General features: G+C 70.9%; 15 protein-coding genes and 1 tRNA gene. 12 read left to right on the forward strand and 4 right to left on the reverse strand.

From position 1 onward, the window contains the following. Positions 1-132: 132 nt before the first annotated feature. Positions 133-208 (reverse strand) — tRNA-Lys (locus HGN31_RS09025). Positions 209-304: 96 nt separating this feature from the next. On the opposite strand from HGN31_RS09025, the gene dapF reads away from it, so the two are divergent. The 6 genes from dapF to HGN31_RS09055 all read left to right on the forward strand — a co-directional run bounded on the left by dapF (position 305) and on the right by HGN31_RS09055 (position 5082). Beyond that, entirely contained in the window at positions 305-1144 is an 840-nt protein-coding gene (dapF, locus tag HGN31_RS09030) for a diaminopimelate epimerase (RefSeq protein ID WP_036702899.1), read from the forward strand. Next, on the forward strand, positions 1141-2391 hold the full coding sequence (mtaB, locus tag HGN31_RS09035; RefSeq protein WP_168782990.1) for a tRNA (N(6)-L-threonylcarbamoyladenosine(37)-C(2))-methylthiotransferase MtaB: 1251 nt from the start codon (positions 1141-1143) through the stop codon (positions 2389-2391). The genes dapF and mtaB overlap by 4 nt, the downstream gene beginning before the upstream one ends. Before the next feature lie 166 nt (positions 2392-2557). Next, a complete protein-coding gene (gene panB, locus HGN31_RS09040) occupies positions 2558-3379 on the forward strand; it encodes a 3-methyl-2-oxobutanoate hydroxymethyltransferase (RefSeq protein WP_168782991.1) in 822 nt (273 codons plus the stop codon). Then, positions 3376-4233, forward strand: coding sequence for a pantoate--beta-alanine ligase (gene panC, locus HGN31_RS09045; RefSeq protein ID WP_168783882.1), 858 nt, complete (start codon positions 3376-3378; stop codon positions 4231-4233). The genes panB and panC overlap by 4 nt, the downstream gene beginning before the upstream one ends. 71 nt (positions 4234-4304) lie before the next feature. Next, positions 4305-4646, forward strand: a complete 342-nt coding sequence (locus HGN31_RS09050) for a DUF2794 domain-containing protein (RefSeq protein ID WP_168782992.1) — start codon at positions 4305-4307, stop codon at positions 4644-4646. Between the two features lie 94 nt (positions 4647-4740). Beyond that, on the forward strand, positions 4741-5082 hold the full coding sequence (locus HGN31_RS09055; RefSeq protein WP_036702892.1) for a hypothetical protein: 342 nt from the start codon (positions 4741-4743) through the stop codon (positions 5080-5082). Positions 5083-5143: 61 nt separating this feature from the next. On the opposite strand, the gene HGN31_RS09060 is transcribed toward HGN31_RS09055, so the two are convergent. Further along, on the reverse strand, positions 5144-7012 hold the full coding sequence (locus HGN31_RS09060; protein WP_168782993.1) for an extracellular solute-binding protein: 1869 nt from the start codon (positions 7010-7012) through the stop codon (positions 5144-5146). Positions 7013-7322: 310 nt separating this feature from the next. On the opposite strand from HGN31_RS09060, the gene HGN31_RS09065 reads away from it, so the two are divergent. Together HGN31_RS09065 and hmgA are read left to right on the forward strand one after the other, a co-directional pair. After that, complete coding sequence (locus tag HGN31_RS09065) at positions 7323-7802, forward strand: MarR family winged helix-turn-helix transcriptional regulator (protein WP_168782994.1); 480 nt, start codon at positions 7323-7325, stop codon at positions 7800-7802. Positions 7803-7909: 107 nt separating this feature from the next. Further along, a complete protein-coding gene (hmgA, locus tag HGN31_RS09070) occupies positions 7910-9262 on the forward strand; it encodes a homogentisate 1,2-dioxygenase (RefSeq protein ID WP_168783883.1) in 1353 nt (450 codons plus the stop codon). A 54-nt stretch (positions 9263-9316) separates the two neighbouring features. Here the strand turns inward: hmgA and HGN31_RS09075 are convergent, their stop codons facing one another. Both HGN31_RS09075 and hppD read right to left on the reverse strand, forming a co-directional pair. Beyond that, positions 9317-9691 (reverse strand): Rieske (2Fe-2S) protein, encoded by a 375-nt coding sequence (locus HGN31_RS09075; RefSeq protein WP_168782995.1) that lies wholly within the window; start codon positions 9689-9691, stop codon positions 9317-9319. Continuing rightward, positions 9688-10788, reverse strand: coding sequence for a 4-hydroxyphenylpyruvate dioxygenase (gene hppD, locus HGN31_RS09080; RefSeq protein WP_168782996.1), 1101 nt, complete (start codon positions 10786-10788; stop codon positions 9688-9690). Before hppD ends, HGN31_RS09075 begins: the two co-directional genes overlap by 4 nt. 197 nt (positions 10789-10985) lie before the next feature. Between hppD and HGN31_RS09085 the strand changes: the two genes are divergently transcribed. The 4 genes from HGN31_RS09085 to HGN31_RS09100 all read left to right on the forward strand — a co-directional run bounded on the left by HGN31_RS09085 (position 10986) and on the right by HGN31_RS09100 (position 15069). Continuing rightward, positions 10986-11450 carry an Lrp/AsnC family transcriptional regulator gene (locus tag HGN31_RS09085; protein WP_168782997.1) on the forward strand — a complete coding sequence of 155 codons (465 nt, stop codon included), beginning with the start codon at positions 10986-10988 and terminating at the stop codon, positions 11448-11450. A 214-nt stretch (positions 11451-11664) separates the two neighbouring features. After that, positions 11665-12684 (forward strand): HlyD family secretion protein, encoded by a 1020-nt coding sequence (locus HGN31_RS09090; protein WP_168782998.1) that lies wholly within the window; start codon positions 11665-11667, stop codon positions 12682-12684. Between the two features lie 4 nt (positions 12685-12688). After that, positions 12689-13924: an ABC transporter permease gene (locus HGN31_RS09095; RefSeq protein ID WP_168782999.1), complete on the forward strand. Its 1236-nt coding sequence runs from the start codon at positions 12689-12691 to the stop codon at positions 13922-13924. After that, positions 13921-15069 (forward strand): ABC transporter permease, encoded by a 1149-nt coding sequence (locus HGN31_RS09100; protein WP_168783000.1) that lies wholly within the window; start codon positions 13921-13923, stop codon positions 15067-15069. Before HGN31_RS09095 ends, HGN31_RS09100 begins: the two co-directional genes overlap by 4 nt. Positions 15070-15093: the final 24 nt, after the last annotated feature.

A 15093-nucleotide genomic window follows, 5' to 3' on the forward strand; every position in this document is an offset into this window, starting at 1 on the left:
GGGCGTTCGCACGCCCGCCGAACCCCACCCGAGCGGGGCCAAAGCCGCGTTGAGTTAATCTCGCGTGTCGTTTGAGATAGTTTCACGGTCGTTTGAGTTAACTACACGTGTCGCTTGACACAAGGGGAACAGTGGTGAGCCCAACAGGATTCGAACCTGTGACCCACTGATTAAAAGTCAGTTGCTCTACCAACTGAGCTATGGGCCCAACACAGGGCGCCTGATTAGGGATGGTGCACGGGGGGGTCAAGGGGAAAATCGCGGCCCACTGGCGGAATCACGACGGCGACCGTATATCGCCGCGATGAACCACCGCCCCACCCCCGGCCTGCCCTTCGTCAAGATGCACGGAGCGGGCAATGATTTCGTCGTGATCGACGCCCGCGCGCCGGGCGCCGGGCGGGTGAGCCCGGCGCTGGCGCGGGCCATCGGCGACCGCCACCGCGGCGTGGGGTTCGACCAGCTGGCCGAGATCCTGCCCGACCCCGACGCCGACTATCGGCTGGTGTTCTGGAATGCCGACGGGTCCGAGGCGGGGGCGTGCGGCAATGCCTCGCGCTGCGTGGCGGCGCGGATGATGGAGGCGCTGGGCCGCGACAGCCTGCGCTTTGCCACGCGGCGCGGGATGCTGACGGCGGTGCGCGAGGGGGGCGCGGTCTGGGTCAACATGGGCGCCCCGCAGCTCGACTGGGACGCCGTGCCGCTGGCGCGCGCGGTGGACACCGCCCGCCTGCCGCTCGACGGCGACCCGGCGGCGGTCGGCATGGGCAACCCGCACGCGGTCTTCTTCGTCCCCGACGCCGAGGCCGCGCCGCTGACCACCCTCGGGCCGCAGGTCGAGCACGACCCGCTGTTCCCCCAGCGCACCAATGTCGAGTTCGCCAGCCTCACCGGCCCCGACCGGCTCAGGATGCGGGTGTGGGAACGGGGCACCGGCGTCACGCTCGCCTGCGGCTCGGGCGCCTGCGCGACCGCGGTGGCGGCGCATCGGCGCGGGTTGACGGGGCGGCGGGTGACGCTCGACCTCGACGGCGGCACGCTGGGGGTGGACTTGCGCGACGACGGGGTGTGGCTGACCGGGCCGGTGGCCACGGTGTTCGAGGGCACGCTGACCGCCGACTGGCTGGCCGAGGCCACGCGATGAGCGGCGCCCCGATCCTCGCCACCCTCGGCTGCCGCCTCAACGCCTATGAATCCGAGGCGATGCGCGAGATGGCCGAAAGCGCCGGGCTCACCGGTGCGGTGATCGTCAACACCTGCGCCGTCACCGCCGAAGCGGTGCGCAAGGCCCGCCAGGAAATCCGCCGCCTAGCGCGCGAGAACCCCGGCGCGCCGATCATCGTCACCGGCTGCGCGGCCCAGACCGAGCCCGAGACCTTCGCCGCCATGCCCGAGGTCGCCCGCGTCATCGGCAACCACGAGAAGATGCAGCCCGCGACCTGGGCGGGCCTCGCCGCGCCCGACTATGGCACCGAGCGGGTGATGGTCGACGACATCATGTCGGTGCGGGAAACCGCCGGCCACCTGATCGACGGCTTCGGCCGCCACCGCGCCTATGTGCAGGTCCAGAACGGCTGCGACCACCGCTGCACCTTCTGCGTCATCCCCTTCGGACGCGGCAACTCGCGCTCGGTCCCGGCGGGGGTGGTCGTGGACCAGATCCGCCGCCTGCGTGACCGCGGCTTCAACGAGGTGGTGCTGACCGGGGTGGACCTGACCTCGTGGGGCGCCGACCTGCCGGGCACGCCGCGGCTGGGCAACCTCGTGCGGCGCATCCTGCGGATGGTGCCGGACCTGCCGCGGCTCCGGATCAGCTCGATCGATTCGATCGAGGCCGACCCCGAGCTGATGGAGGCGATCGCCACCGAGCCGCGGCTCATGCCGCACCTGCACCTGTCCTTGCAGCACGGCGACGACCTGATCCTCAAGCGGATGAAGCGCCGCCACCTGCGCGACGATGCCATCCGCTTCTGCGACGAGGCGCGCCGCCTGCGCCCCGGCATCGTCTTCGGCGCCGACATCATCGCCGGCTTTCCGACCGAGACCGAGGCGCATTTCGAGAACTCGCTGCGGCTGGTGGACGACTGCGGGCTGAGCTTCCTGCACGTCTTCCCCTACAGCCCCCGCAAGGGCACCCCGGCGGCGCGGATGCCGGCCGTCCCCGGCCCGGCGATCCGCGACCGCGCCGCACGGCTGCGGGCGGCGGGCGCGGCGGCGCTGGCCGCCCACCTCTCCGCCCAGGTCGGCCAGCGCCACAGTGTCCTGACCGAAGGCCCGCGCCTTGGACGCACCGAACAGTTCACCGAGGTCGCCTTTGACCGCGACCAGCCCGAGGGCGCGCTGATCGAGGTCACCATCCGCGCCCACGATGGCGCCCGGCTGGCCGCCTGACCACGCCCCGTTCTTTCCTGCACAAATATCCTGAAGGGGCGAACGCCTCCGTCCACCGGGCGAACCCCCGCCGCGGCGCAGACGCCATCCCGCCGCAACGACACCCTGTCTTTTCGCCGCGATCCCGCTAGAACCCCGCAACGGTCCGGCGAGGAGGGGGTTTGCCATGAGCGTCAGCGCAGCGGTCCGGCGGATCACCCCGCCCGACATCTCGGCCGCCAAGGGCGGCCAGCCCCTCGTCTGCCTCACCGCCTATACCACCCCGGTGGCGCGGCTCGCGGATGCGGCCTGCGACGTGATCCTCGTCGGCGACAGCCTCGGGATGGTGGTCTATGGCCTGCCCTCGACGCTCGGCGTCACGACCGACATGATGATCGCCCACGGGCAGGCGGTGATGCGCGGCGCCACCCGCGCGCTCGTCGTCGTGGACCTGCCCTTCGGCAGCTACGAGGAAAGCCCCGCCCAGGCCTTCGCCACCGCCGCGCGGGTGCTGGCCGAGACCGGCGCCGGGGCGGTCAAGCTCGAGGGCGGGGCGCACATGGCCGACACCATCCGCTTCCTCACCGCCCGCGGCATCCCGGTCATGGGCCATGTCGGGCTGACGCCGCAGGCGGTCAACGCGCTCGGCGGCTACAAGGTGCAGGGCCGCGGCGCCGACGCCGCCCGCATCGCTGCCGACGCGGCGGCGGTCGCCGCGGCGGGGGCCTTTGCCGTGGTGCTGGAAAAGCTGCCCGACAGCCTGGCCCGCCGGATCACGGCCGAGATCGCGGTTCCCACCATCGGCATCGGCGCCTCGGCCGCCTGCGACGGGCAGATCCTCGTCATCGACGACATGCTGGGTCTCTTCACCGACTTCCGCCCCCGCTTCGTGCGCCGCTACGCCGAGCTGGGCGCCACCGCCGCCGAGGCGATCGCCGCCTATGCCGCCGACGTGCGGGACCGCCGCTTCCCCGGTCCCGAGCACGTCTTTGCCGATGAGGTCCGCTGATGCAGGTCGCCCGCTCCGTCTCCGATCTGCGCGCCGCCGTGGCCGACTGGCGCGCGGCGGGCGAGACCGTCGCCGTGGTCCCCACCATGGGCGCGCTGCATGACGGCCACCTGTCGCTTGTCGCCGCAGCCCGCGCGGCCTGCGACCGGGTGATCGTCACGCTGTTCGTGAACCCGCGCCAGTTCGACCGCGCCGAAGACCTGCTGAACTACCCCCGCACCGAGGACCGCGACCGCGACGTGCTGGGCCCCGCCGGGGTCGACCTGCTCTTCGCGCCGGGGGTGGACGAGGTCTATCCGCCGGGCTTTGCGACCTCGATCCACGTCGCCGGGCTCAGCGAGGGGATGTGCGGCGACTTCCGCCCCGGGCATTTCGACGGCATGGCCACCATCGTGACCAAGCTGTTCCTGATGACCGGCGCCGACCGGGCGTTCTTCGGCGAGAAGGACTGGCAGCAGCTTCAGATCGTGCGCCGGCTGGTGGCGGACCTGAACATCCCCATCGTCATCACCGCCTGCCCGACGCTGCGCGAGGCGGACGGGCTCGCGCTCTCGTCGCGCAACGCGCGGCTGTCGGTGGCCGACCGTGCCACCGCGCCGGTGCTTTATGCGGCGCTCTCGCGCGCGGCGGCGCAACTGGCCGCGGGGGCGGAGGTCGGGCGGGTGCTGGACGACGCCCGCGCCGCGATGATCGACTGCGGCTTCTCGCGGGTGGAGTATCTCGACCTGCGCCACCCCCAGACGCTGGCGCCCCTGACCTGCGCCGAGGGGCCGGCCCGGCTGCTCGCCGCCGCCTGGCTGGGGCCGGTGCGGCTGATCGACAACGTCGAGGTTCCGGCACCGGCGGACGCGTGACCCACGGGACGCCGCGGCCGCATCGCGGAATAGCCGTTGATCGCTGGGCGGCGCGGTGCCAACCTGACGCCATGACGATCCAGCCGATCCAGCCGATCTTCCCGCCCCCCGCCGCCGAGGTCGTGGCCTTCGACCGGGCCGAGCTGGGGGTGATCCTGTCGCTCTACGGCCGCATGGTCGCGGCGGGCGAGTGGCGCGACTACGGGATGTCGGTCCTGCGCGAGATGGCAGTGTTCTCGGTCTTTCGCCGGGCGGCCGAGAACCCGCTCTACCGGATCGAGAAGCGGCCGCGGCTCAGGGCGGCGCAGGGGATGTATGCGGTCGTCGGCATGGACGGGCAGGTGCTCAAGCGCGGCCATGACCTGCCCACCGTGCTGCGGGTGCTCGAGCGCAAGCTGATCCGCCCGGTCTGACCCGCCCGGTCTTGCGCGGAGCGCCGACGCCGCGGCTCGCGGGAACCGGGTCCGGGTTGCGTCGTTGGCTGGGTGATCGAACAAGGAGACGTCGATGCGCTGGTCGCACGTGCAGGAAAACTGGACCGCCTTCTACGAGGCGATCCAGGAAAAATGGGAAGACGCCGACGAGGCGATGCTGGACGAGATCGACGGCGACCAGCGCGCCTTCATCCGCTACATCGCCGAAATCACCGAGATGGACCCCGAGGAAGCCCGCGCCGACATCAAGGAGTGGCTGGCGGGCGAGATCCCCTCGGACGTCGTCATGGACCCGACCCACGACAACCACTCGATCGCGCTGTCGGGGAAATACGTGGGCGAGGGCGAGGACGAATACGCCGACGACTCGCGCTTCGGGGACGACGACGATTATCCCGACGACGGCGACCGCTGACCGAGCCTGACCGGGGGCCTGCTGCCCGGGCCGGCGAAAACTCACGCCGTCGGACTGCGGGCTATTCGGCCGACCACCACACATCCGGCAGGAACCCCGGCCAGTCGCCGTAGATCGGCAGCCGCTCAGGGTGGTGCAGGCGGCGGGCGTGGGCGATCCGGCTGACCTGCGGATAGCTCACCGGGATCACATAGCGTCCCGCCGTCAGCAGCCGGTCCAGCGCCTTGACCGCGGCGACGTGATCCTCGGCCGATGCGGCATTCACCGCCTCGTCGATCATCGCGTCCACGGCGGGCGAGCGGACCCCCATCCAGTTCTTCGACCCTTCCTGCCCGGCGCTGGCGCTGCCCCAGTAGAGCGATTGCTCGTTGCCCGGCGACAGCGACAGCCCGCGCTCGTACCAGCTCATGTCGAAGGCGAAGCGGTTGGTCCGCTCGACGTATTGCGCGCTGTCGAGCACCGTCACCCGCGGCATGATCCCCAGCGGCTTCAGCGCCTCGACGTAGATGTCGACGATCTGCTGCACCTCGGCGCCCGAGCGCATGGCGCTGCCCGACTGGTTCAGCAGGATCTCGGGCGCGAAGGCGTCGCCGCCCGCGTTGCGCAGCACCCCGTCCGGCGCGACGGTCCACCCCGCCTCGCCCAGCAGCCCCACCGCCTCGCGCAGCGCCTTGCGGTCGAGCAGCTTCTCGGACCCCTCGGGCAGGGCATAGCCCTCGATCGTGCCGGGGGGCAGGTCGGCGGCGAAGGGGGCGAGCAGCTCAGCCTCGCGCCCCGTCGCCGGCCCCGCCGCCATCGCCAGCGGCGAGTTCGAGAAATAGCTGGCGATGCGCGGATCGGTGCCGCCCGACAGCGTCATGTCGATGAAGCGGTAGTTGAAGGCCAGGATCATCGCCTGCCTCACCCGCCAGTCCGCAAATAGCGGCGAGCGGGTGTTCATCACCAGCCCGATGATGCCCGAGGGGCGCTGGTGCGGGATCTCTTCCTTGACGACCGCGCCCGAGGTGATGGCGGGGAAGTTGTACTCCTTAGCCCATTTCACCCCGTTCAGCTCGCGCCAGACATCGACCTCGCCGGCCTTGAAGGCCTGGAACATGGCGTTGCTGTCGGCGAAATAGTCGTAGCGGATGGTGTCGAAGTTCCACAGGCCGCGGGTCAGCGGCAGGTCCTTGCCCCAGTAGTCGGGGTTGCGACGAAAGCTGATCGCGCGGCCCGGATCGACCCGGTCCACCACATAGGCGCCGCTGCCGATCGGCGGGGTCAGCGACGAGGCGGCGAAATCCGTCCCCTCCCACTGCGCCTTCTTGAGGATCGGGCGCAGCCCCATCAGCAGCGGCAGCTCGCGGTCCTTCTCGGCAAAGGTGATGCGCAGCCCCCGCTCGCCGACCGGCGTGACCGAGGCGACCTTGGCCCAGGCGCCGGCGTAGCGGGGGTGTCCCTTGGTGCCCAGCGTCTCGAGCGACCAGATCACGTCCTCGACCGTCACCGGGCTGCCGTCCGAGAACTTCGCCTCGGGGCGCAGGGTGAACTCGACCCAGCTGCGCTCGGGGTCGGTCTCGACCGTCTCGCAGAGCAGGCAGTAGAGGGTGAAGGGCTCGTCGATCGACCGCAGCATCAGCGATTCGGTGACGTGGACGCCCACGCCCCACGCCGCATTGCCCTTGAGCACCCACGGTTTGAGCGAGTCGAAGCCCCCCGGCTCGGCAAAGCGAATCGTCCCCCCGCGGGGCGCGTCGGGATTGACGTAAGGGAAGCCGGTCAGGTCGGCCGCAAGCGCCGGTTTTCCATACATTGCAAGGGCATGGGCGGGGCCGTCCGACGCTGCGGCGGCACTTGCCAGCGGCATCGCTGCAACAGGTGTCAGCGCCAACACCGCCACACGCGCAAGGCGAGTGATCGCGGAATCGTTAGAGAATTTGAAGATTCGCATCGCTGCCCCGCCCCCGCGCCGGGATCGTGTCGCCCGGTCTTGGCGCCAATCTATCGGCCCCCCGGGCGGCTGGCAAACCGGGGGGCTTGGCGGCAAGGGGTTTCAAGCGTATATCAAGAGCACTGCTCGATAGGTTTCTTGCCTGTATGAAACCTGCCTCATGACTTGGCGCCCGCTTCGTGCGGGCGTCTTTTTTTGTCCCTCGGCCCAGCGGGTCAGGTGCGGCATGATTGACCCGGCCGGCGGGCCGCGTCTTAGCTGCCCGCCGTCAGCCGCCTGCCCGTCGCGCAGGCCCAGCCGGGGGACGACGATGGAGATCGAGGGTTTCTTTCCCTACCGCCTCGCGGTCACGGCCGAGGCGTTCTCGCGCCAGCTCGTCGCCGTCTACCTGCGCGCCTATGGCCTGACGCGCGAGGAATGGCGGCTGCTGTTCCTGCTCGACGACGCGGGCGAGATCGACTCGCTCAGCCTGTCGCAGCGGACCTCGCTCGACAAGGTGCAGGTCAGCCGGGCGGCAGCGCGGCTTGAGGGGAAGGGGCTGATCACCCGCGCGGTGCTGGGCTCGGACCGGCGGCTCAGGCACTATGCCATCACCCCCGCGGGGCAGGCGCTCTTTGCCGAGGCCTTCGCCGAGGTCCGCGCCCGCGCCGACGAGATCCTGTCCGAGATGACCGAGGCCGAGCGGGCGACGCTCACCGCCGGGATCGCGGCGCTGGACGGCGCCGTGGCGCGGGTCGCGGCCCGGCGCGAGGGCGGCGGGGCGGCGAGCGGTGACCCGACCGCCGATTGACATCGTTGCATATGAAACGATAGTCTGGTGAGGGATCGGCGCCGGGGTAGGGGGCGCGCGATGGGGGCGAGGGAGGCCGCGACATGACGGACCAGGGAACCGGACCGATGACCGGGGCGCGGGTGCGCGCCGAGACCCGCAACGGCACCGCCGCGCATGAGGGCTATATGCCCGGCTTCGGCAACGACTTCGAGACCGAGGCCCTGCCCGGCGCCCTGCCACAGGGCCAGAACAGCCCGCAGAAGGTGAACTACGGGCTCTACGCCGAACAGCTCTCGGGCACCGCCTTCACCGCCCCGCGCGGCCAGAACGAGCGGACCTGGTGCTACCGCATCCGCCCCTCGGTCCAGCACGTCGGGCGCTTCGCCCCCATCGACGTGCCGCACTGGAAATCGGCGCCGAACGTCCTGCCGGGCGTCATCAGCCTTGGCCAGTACCGCTGGGACCCGGTCCCGCACGGCGACGAGCCGCTGACCTGGCTCACCGGGATGCGCACCGTCACCACCGCCGGCGACGTCAACACCCAGGTCGGCATGGCGAGCCACATCTACCTCGTCACCCGCTCGATGGAGGACGAGTATTTCTATTCCGCCGACAGCGAGCTGCTGGTCGTCCCGCAAGAGGGGCGGCTGCGCTTTGCCACCGAGCTCGGCGTCATCGACCTCGCCCCGCAAGAGATCGCCATCCTGCCGCGCGGCCTCGTCTATCGGGTCGAGCTGCTGGACGGCCCCGCCCGCGGCTTCGTCTGCGAGAACTACGGACAGAAGTTCGACCTGCCCGGCCGCGGCCCGATCGGCGCCAACTGCCTCGCTAACCCGCGCGACTTCAAATGCCCGGTGGCGGCGTTCGAGGGCCGCGAGGTGCGAAGCCGCGTGGTCATCAAGTGGTGCGGCCAGTTCCACGAAAGCTTCATCGACCACAGCCCGCTCGACGTGGTGGCGTGGCACGGCAACTACTGCGCCTACAAATACGACCTGCGGACCTATTCGCCGGTCGGGGCGATCCTCTTCGACCACCCGGACCCGTCGATCTTCACCGTCCTGACCGCGCCCTCGGGGCAGGAGGGGACGGCCAACATCGACTTCGTGCTGTTCCGCGACCGCTGGATGGTGGCCGAGCACAGCTTCCGCCCGCCCTGGTATCACAAGAACATCATGTCCGAGCTGATGGGCAACATCCACGGCGTCTACGACGCAAAACCGCAAGGATTCGTGCCGGGCGGCGTCAGCCTCCACAACATGATGCTGCCGCACGGGCCGGACCGGGCGGCGTTCGAGCATGGCTCGACCGAGCCGATGGTCCCGGTGCGGCAGACCGAGACGATGCAGTTCATGTTCGAGACCCGCTTCCCGCAGCACCTGACCGAGTGGGCCGCGACCGAGATGCCGCTGCAGCAGGATTATGCCGACTGCTGGGCGAGCCTCGAGAAGAAGTTCGACGGGACGCCGGGGGAGAAATAGCGAGGTGAGCGGCGTGACGGGGCAGGCGGGCGGTGCATACGCCTTTCGCCGCGACTACTCCGCGATCACCACCTCGCCCGCTTCGGTCACGAGCACCGGAATCGGGTCGAGCGCCTCGCCCGCGGCCGGCCCCTCGACCCCCACGCCGTCGGTCAGCCGAAAGGCCGCCTCGTGGTTGGTGCAGCGCAGCCGGGTGCCGTCGGCGCTCATCACCTGCGGCCCGCGCTGGTCAAGCGGCAGGAACTGGTGCGGGCAGGCGTTGACATAGGCGCGCAGCACCGCGCCGCTCCGCGCCACCACGAGCGGGAACCCGCCCATTCGCAGGCAACGGGTGCCCGGATCGGGCACCTCGTCCAGCCGGCAGATCACCGCGCCCACGGCCGGCGCGCCGCGATAGCCGCGCCACGCCGGCCCCTTGCCCTCGCTCATGCGGTCAGCACGCCCCGGCGGATCTGGTCCTCTTCGATCGACTCGAACAGCGCCTTGAAGTTGCCCTCGCCGAAGCCGTCATCGCCCTTGCGCTGGATGAACTCGAAGAAGATCGGCCCGATCACGGTCTTCGAGAAGATCTGCAGCAGGATGCGCGTCTCGCCGCCGTCCACCACGCCCTCGCCGTCGATCAGGATGCCGTGCTTTTCCAGCCGCTCGATCGGTTCTTCGTGGCCGGTCACCCGCTCGAACGACTTGTCGTAATAGATCGACGGCGGGCCGGGCATGAACTCGAGCCCGTTGGCCGCCAGCGCGTCGGTGGCGGCATAGATGTCGTCGGTGCCGCAGGCGATGTGCTGGATGCCCTCGCCCTTGTACTCGCGCAGGTATTCCTCGATCTGGCTGTGCGCGTCGGCGCTTTCGTTGATCGGGATGCGGATCTTGCCGTCGGGCGAGGTCAGCGCCCGGCTGGTCAGCCCGGTTTGCTTCCCGGCGATGTCGAAATAGCGGATCTCGCGGAAATTGAAGACCGTGGCGTAGAACCTGTACCAGGTGTCCATGTTGCCGCGCATGACGTTGTGGGTCAGGTGGTCGAGGTAGTAGAACCCCACCCCCTTCGGCTGCGGGTCGGCCTCGCCCAGCCAGTCGAACTCGGCCGCGTAGGGCGAGCCCTTCTCGCCGTAGGTCTCGACCAGGTAGAGCAGCGAGCCGCCGATCCCGATCACCGCCGGCACGTCCAGCGTCTTGTCGGCGCCGGTATACTCCTCGGCCCCGTAGTCGAGGCAGCGCTGCAGCGCCACCTGCGCGTCCACCACCCGCCACGCCATCGCCGGCGCGCAGGGCCCGTGCTCGGCCACGAAGCGCGCGGCATGGCTGCCGGGCTCGCGGTTGAGGATGTAGTTCACCCGCCCCTGACGATAGAGCGAGATGTCCTTGCTCTTGTGCCGCGCGACCTCGGTGAAGCCCATGCGCTGGAAGAGGGTCTCGAGCTCTTTCGGGTCGCGGTGGGCGAACTCGACGAACTCGAAGCCGTCGGTGCCGGCCGGGTTGGCGGCGGTGATCGTCGCGCGCGGCGCGTCATGCGGAAACGGGCCCATGATTCCCTCCCATGGTTGCGGTTGCAACGATCATACATTCGGCGCCATGCGCGGTGTGTGCGAAAGGGGGCGTAGGGAGAGGCGCAGCGCATGAGTTGTGCATGGTAGGTTCAAGCGGTGCATGATAGCTTTGGCCGGGCGCGTTCAGCCGCGCCTCACGCTGCATCGCAGCACAGCTTTGCGCACAGAGAGCGCCCATGTTCGACCTCGACGACTTCGACCGCCGCCTTCTCGCCGCCCTTCAGGACGACGCCCGCCTGACCAACGCCGAGCTGGGCGAGCGCGTCGGCCTCTCCGCCTCGCAATGCTCGCGTCGGCGGATGGCGCTGGAGCGCGACGGGCTGATCCGCGGCTACCGCGCCGAGCTGTCGCCCGAGGCGCTGGGCCTCAACATCACCGTCTTCGTCGAGGTCAATCTCGTCGCCCACAGCCAGGCCACCGCCGCCGATTTCCACGACATCCTGCGCCGCACCGACTATATCCAGGAGGCCTATGCCCTCAGCGGCGAAAAGGACTATCTGCTCAAGGCCATCGTCCCCGACCTCGCCGGGGTGCAGGACCTGGTGAACCGCAAGCTCCTTGGCCACGCCACGGTGACGCGGGTCTGCACCTCGATCGTGCTCAACACCGTCAAGGCCTCGGGGCGGCTGCCGGTCAGATAGCGGCCACGGCCCCGGCCGGTCACCCGCGTCACCGCTGGAGCGGCTGTGGTCGTCCGTCCGAACACAGCAACCGCCTTGAACAACACATATCGAGTGATATGTAAAACCCGGACGCCAGCGGCCGGTTGGCGGCCCGGCAAAGCGTGATAGTCTGCACCCGGACCCCCGACGCCCTGCGGCGCGGCGGCGGCGCAGCACCGAGGCGGGCAGATTGATGAGCGACACCACCCAGACCCCCGAAGCCTACACCCCCGCCGCCGACCGGCGCCGGTCGCGGCTCTTCTACCTCGTGCTCGTCCTGCTCGTCGCCGCGGCGGGCTATGGCGTCTGGTCGCTCACCCGCCCGGGCCCGGTGGTGATCCAGGGCGAGGTCGCGGCGCCGCGCGTCGATGTCAGCGCCCGCACCTCGGGCCGGGTGGTCGAGATCGGCGCCGACACCGGCGACGGGGTGACCAAGGGCCTGCGCCTCGTCCGGCTCGAGAACCCGCAGCTTCTCACCGCCTACGGCCAGGCCGAGGCGGCGCTGCAGGCCGCCAAGAACAACGCCGCCGCCGTCGCCGTGGTCCGCCCCGAGAACGTCCGCGCCGCCGAGGCGCAGGTCGCCGCCGCCAAGGCCGACGTGGCGCTCGCCCGCGAGGCCGACGCCCGCAACACCGCGCTGGAAAGCCGCGGCGTGCGCTCGCAGGCGGTGGTCGAGCAGGGCACCCGCAACCTCGAGGCGGCCGAGCGGCAGGTGGACGCCGCCGAGGCGCAGCTTGACCTCGTGCGCGCCGGCGCCACCCCCGAACAGCGCGCCGCAGCCGAAGCGCAGGCCGCGCAGGCCGAGGCGGCGCTCGCCCAGCAGCAGGCCAACCTCGACGACCTCGAGGTGATCGCGCCGATGGACGGCGAGATCACCGGCCGGATGATCGAGATCGGCGAGAACATCGGTCCCGGCGCGCCGCTCTTCACCCTCGTCCAGCCCGCCAACGCCTGGTTCACCTTCAACATCCGCGAGGATCAGCTGCACGGGGTCGCGGTCGGCGACACGCTCAACGTCACCATCCCGGCGCTCGACACGACGGTCGAGGCCAAGGTCACGCTGATCAACGTGCAGGGCGACTTTGCCAGCTGGCGGGCGACGCGGGCGACCGGCGACTTCGACCTGCGCAGCTTCGAGCTGCGGGCCACGCCGGTGCAGCCGGTGCCGGGGCTGAGACCGGGGATGTCGGCGCTGCTCGCGCACGGGCTGTAAGGCGATGCTGCGCGGCATCGCCTTCGTGGCGCGGCGCGAGCTGACGCTCATCGCCCGGCACCCGGCGCTGGCGCTGCTGACCACGATCCTGCCGCTGGTGCTGCTGGCGCTGCTGGCCGCGGTGTTCCTGCAGGGCACGCCCACCGGGCTGCCGGTCGCCGTCGTCGACCTCGACCGGACCGAGACGAGCCGCAGCCTCTCGCGGCTGCTCGACGCGACGCCCGAGCTGGTGACCCGCCCCGCGCTGGGTCTGGCCGAGGCGAGCGACGCGATCCGCCGCGGCGAGGCGCGGGCCACGGTCCTCATCCCGGCCGAGTTCGAGCGTGACCTCCTCGACCGCCGCCGCCCCGAGGTGGTGCTCTTCTACGACAACCAGCACATGACCGCGGGCGCCGTCGCCGCGCGGGGCGCGCGCAGTGCGATCAACGGCTTCACCGCCGGGGCGCAGATGGGGATGCTGAGGGCGCAGGGCGCCGCGCCGCGCGCCGTGGCGGCGCTGGTCCAGCCGATTCCGATCCAGATCCACCCGCTCTTCAACCCGGCCTTCAGCTACATCGACTTCCTGCTCTCGGCGCTGGTGCCGGCGCTGGTGCAGATCATGGCCGCCGCCGCCGTGACCTTCGCCCTTGCGCTCGACTTCGCGCGGCCGACGCCCGACGCGCCCTCGCCCTTCCCGGCGCTGCTGGCCGCCGGGGGCGGGGTGGTGCCGGTGATGCTGGGCAAGCTGATCCCCTATGCGCTGATCTTCGGCACCGTCATCGCGCTGGCCGACCTCGTGCTCTTCGGCATCCTCGGGGTGCCGCTGCGCGGATCGGTGGCGATCCTTGCGGCGGGGACGGCGCTCTTCATCTTTTCGGCGCTGCTCTTCGGGGCGGTAGCCTTTTCGCTCGCCCGCGACTTCGGTTCGGCGATCAGCTTCGTGGCGATGGTGATGGCCCCGGCCTTCGGCTACATGGGCATCGGCTTTCCGCGCGACGCCATGCCCCCCTTCGCCCAGGTCTGGAGCAGCGTGCTGCCCGGCACCTGGTATCTGGAACTGCGCATCGACCAGACCCTGCGCGCCACCCCGGTCGAGCTGGCGCTGACGCCGCTTCTGGCGCTGCTCGCCATCGTGGCGGTGCTGGCCGCGGGGCTCGTCGCGCGGATGGGCGTGCTCGGCCGCCGGGCCGCCGCCGCCGCCGCGGCGCCGCCCGGCCCCGCCCCGGTGCCCGCCGCCGTGACGCCGGAGGGCCGGGCATGAGGGGCATCGCAGGCGGCTTCCGGGCGGAACTCGCGGGGATCTTCCGCGACCCGCAGATCGCCATGATCCTGATCCTCGCGCTGGCGATCTATGGGGTGATCTATCCGGCCCCCTACAAGACCGAACTGCTGCGCGACGTGCCGGTGGTGGCCGTGGACCTCGACGGGGGCGAGACGGCGCGCGAGCTGCTGCGCGCCGTCGATGCCGCCGAATCGGTGCGCATCGCCGCCCACGTCCCCGACATGGCCGCCGCCACCGCGCTCGTCCACCGGCGCGAGGCCTACGGCATCGTCGTTATCCCGCAGGATTTCGAGCGTGCGCTCCTCTCTGGCCGGCCCAGCCCCATCGCCGTCTATGGCGACGCGAGCTATTTCCTCGTCTACCAGAAGGTGCTGACCGGCATCGCCGTGCCGGTCCGCCAGATCGGCGCCCGAATCGCCGCCGGGCGGCTGATGGCCGGCCAGCAGCTCGGGGCCGAGCAGGCGCTGGCGATGGCCAATCCGACGCAGCTGGTCGAGGTGCCGCTGTTCAACCCCTCGGGCGGCTACGCCACCTACATCCTGCCCGCGGCGCTGGTGCTGATCCTGCACCAGACGCAGGTCATGGGGCTGGCGCTGGTGGCGGTGCGGCGCCCCCGCTCGCTGCGCCTGCCGGCCGAGGATCTGCTGGGGCAGGCCGCGGTCTGGCTGCTCCTCTATGCTGGGCTCTTGCCGCTGTTCCTCGTGGCGCTGCCGCAGGTCTACGGCCTGCCGTGGCTCGGCGACCTGCGACTGCTCGCGGCGCTGGGGCTGCCGTTCGTGCTGGCCACCGGGATGCTGGCGCAGATGGTCGCGGCGGTGCTCAGGCGGGCGGAGCTGGTTCAGCCGGTGCTGCTGGCGATGGGCCTGCCGCTGTTCTTCCTGTCCGGCTTCTCGTGGCCGATCGAGGCGATCCCGGCGCCGTTGCAGATGGCCGCCGGCGCGATCCCCGCGGTGCCGATGATCGAGGGCTACACGCGGCTGGCCGCGATGGGCGGCAGCTGGGCCGACATCGCCCCGGCGGTGCGGCACCTGTGGGTGCTGGCCGGGGTCTACGGGGCGCTGACGCTCGCCGCCCGGCACATGCTGGCGCCAACCGTCCCGCCCCGGACCGTCGCCGACGGCTGAGGCCGTCGCCGTCGCGGCGCGCGT

The sequence above is a fragment of the Paracoccus sanguinis genome (assembly GCF_012689545.1).
GTDB classification, from domain to species: domain Bacteria; phylum Pseudomonadota; class Alphaproteobacteria; order Rhodobacterales; family Rhodobacteraceae; genus Paracoccus; species Paracoccus panacisoli.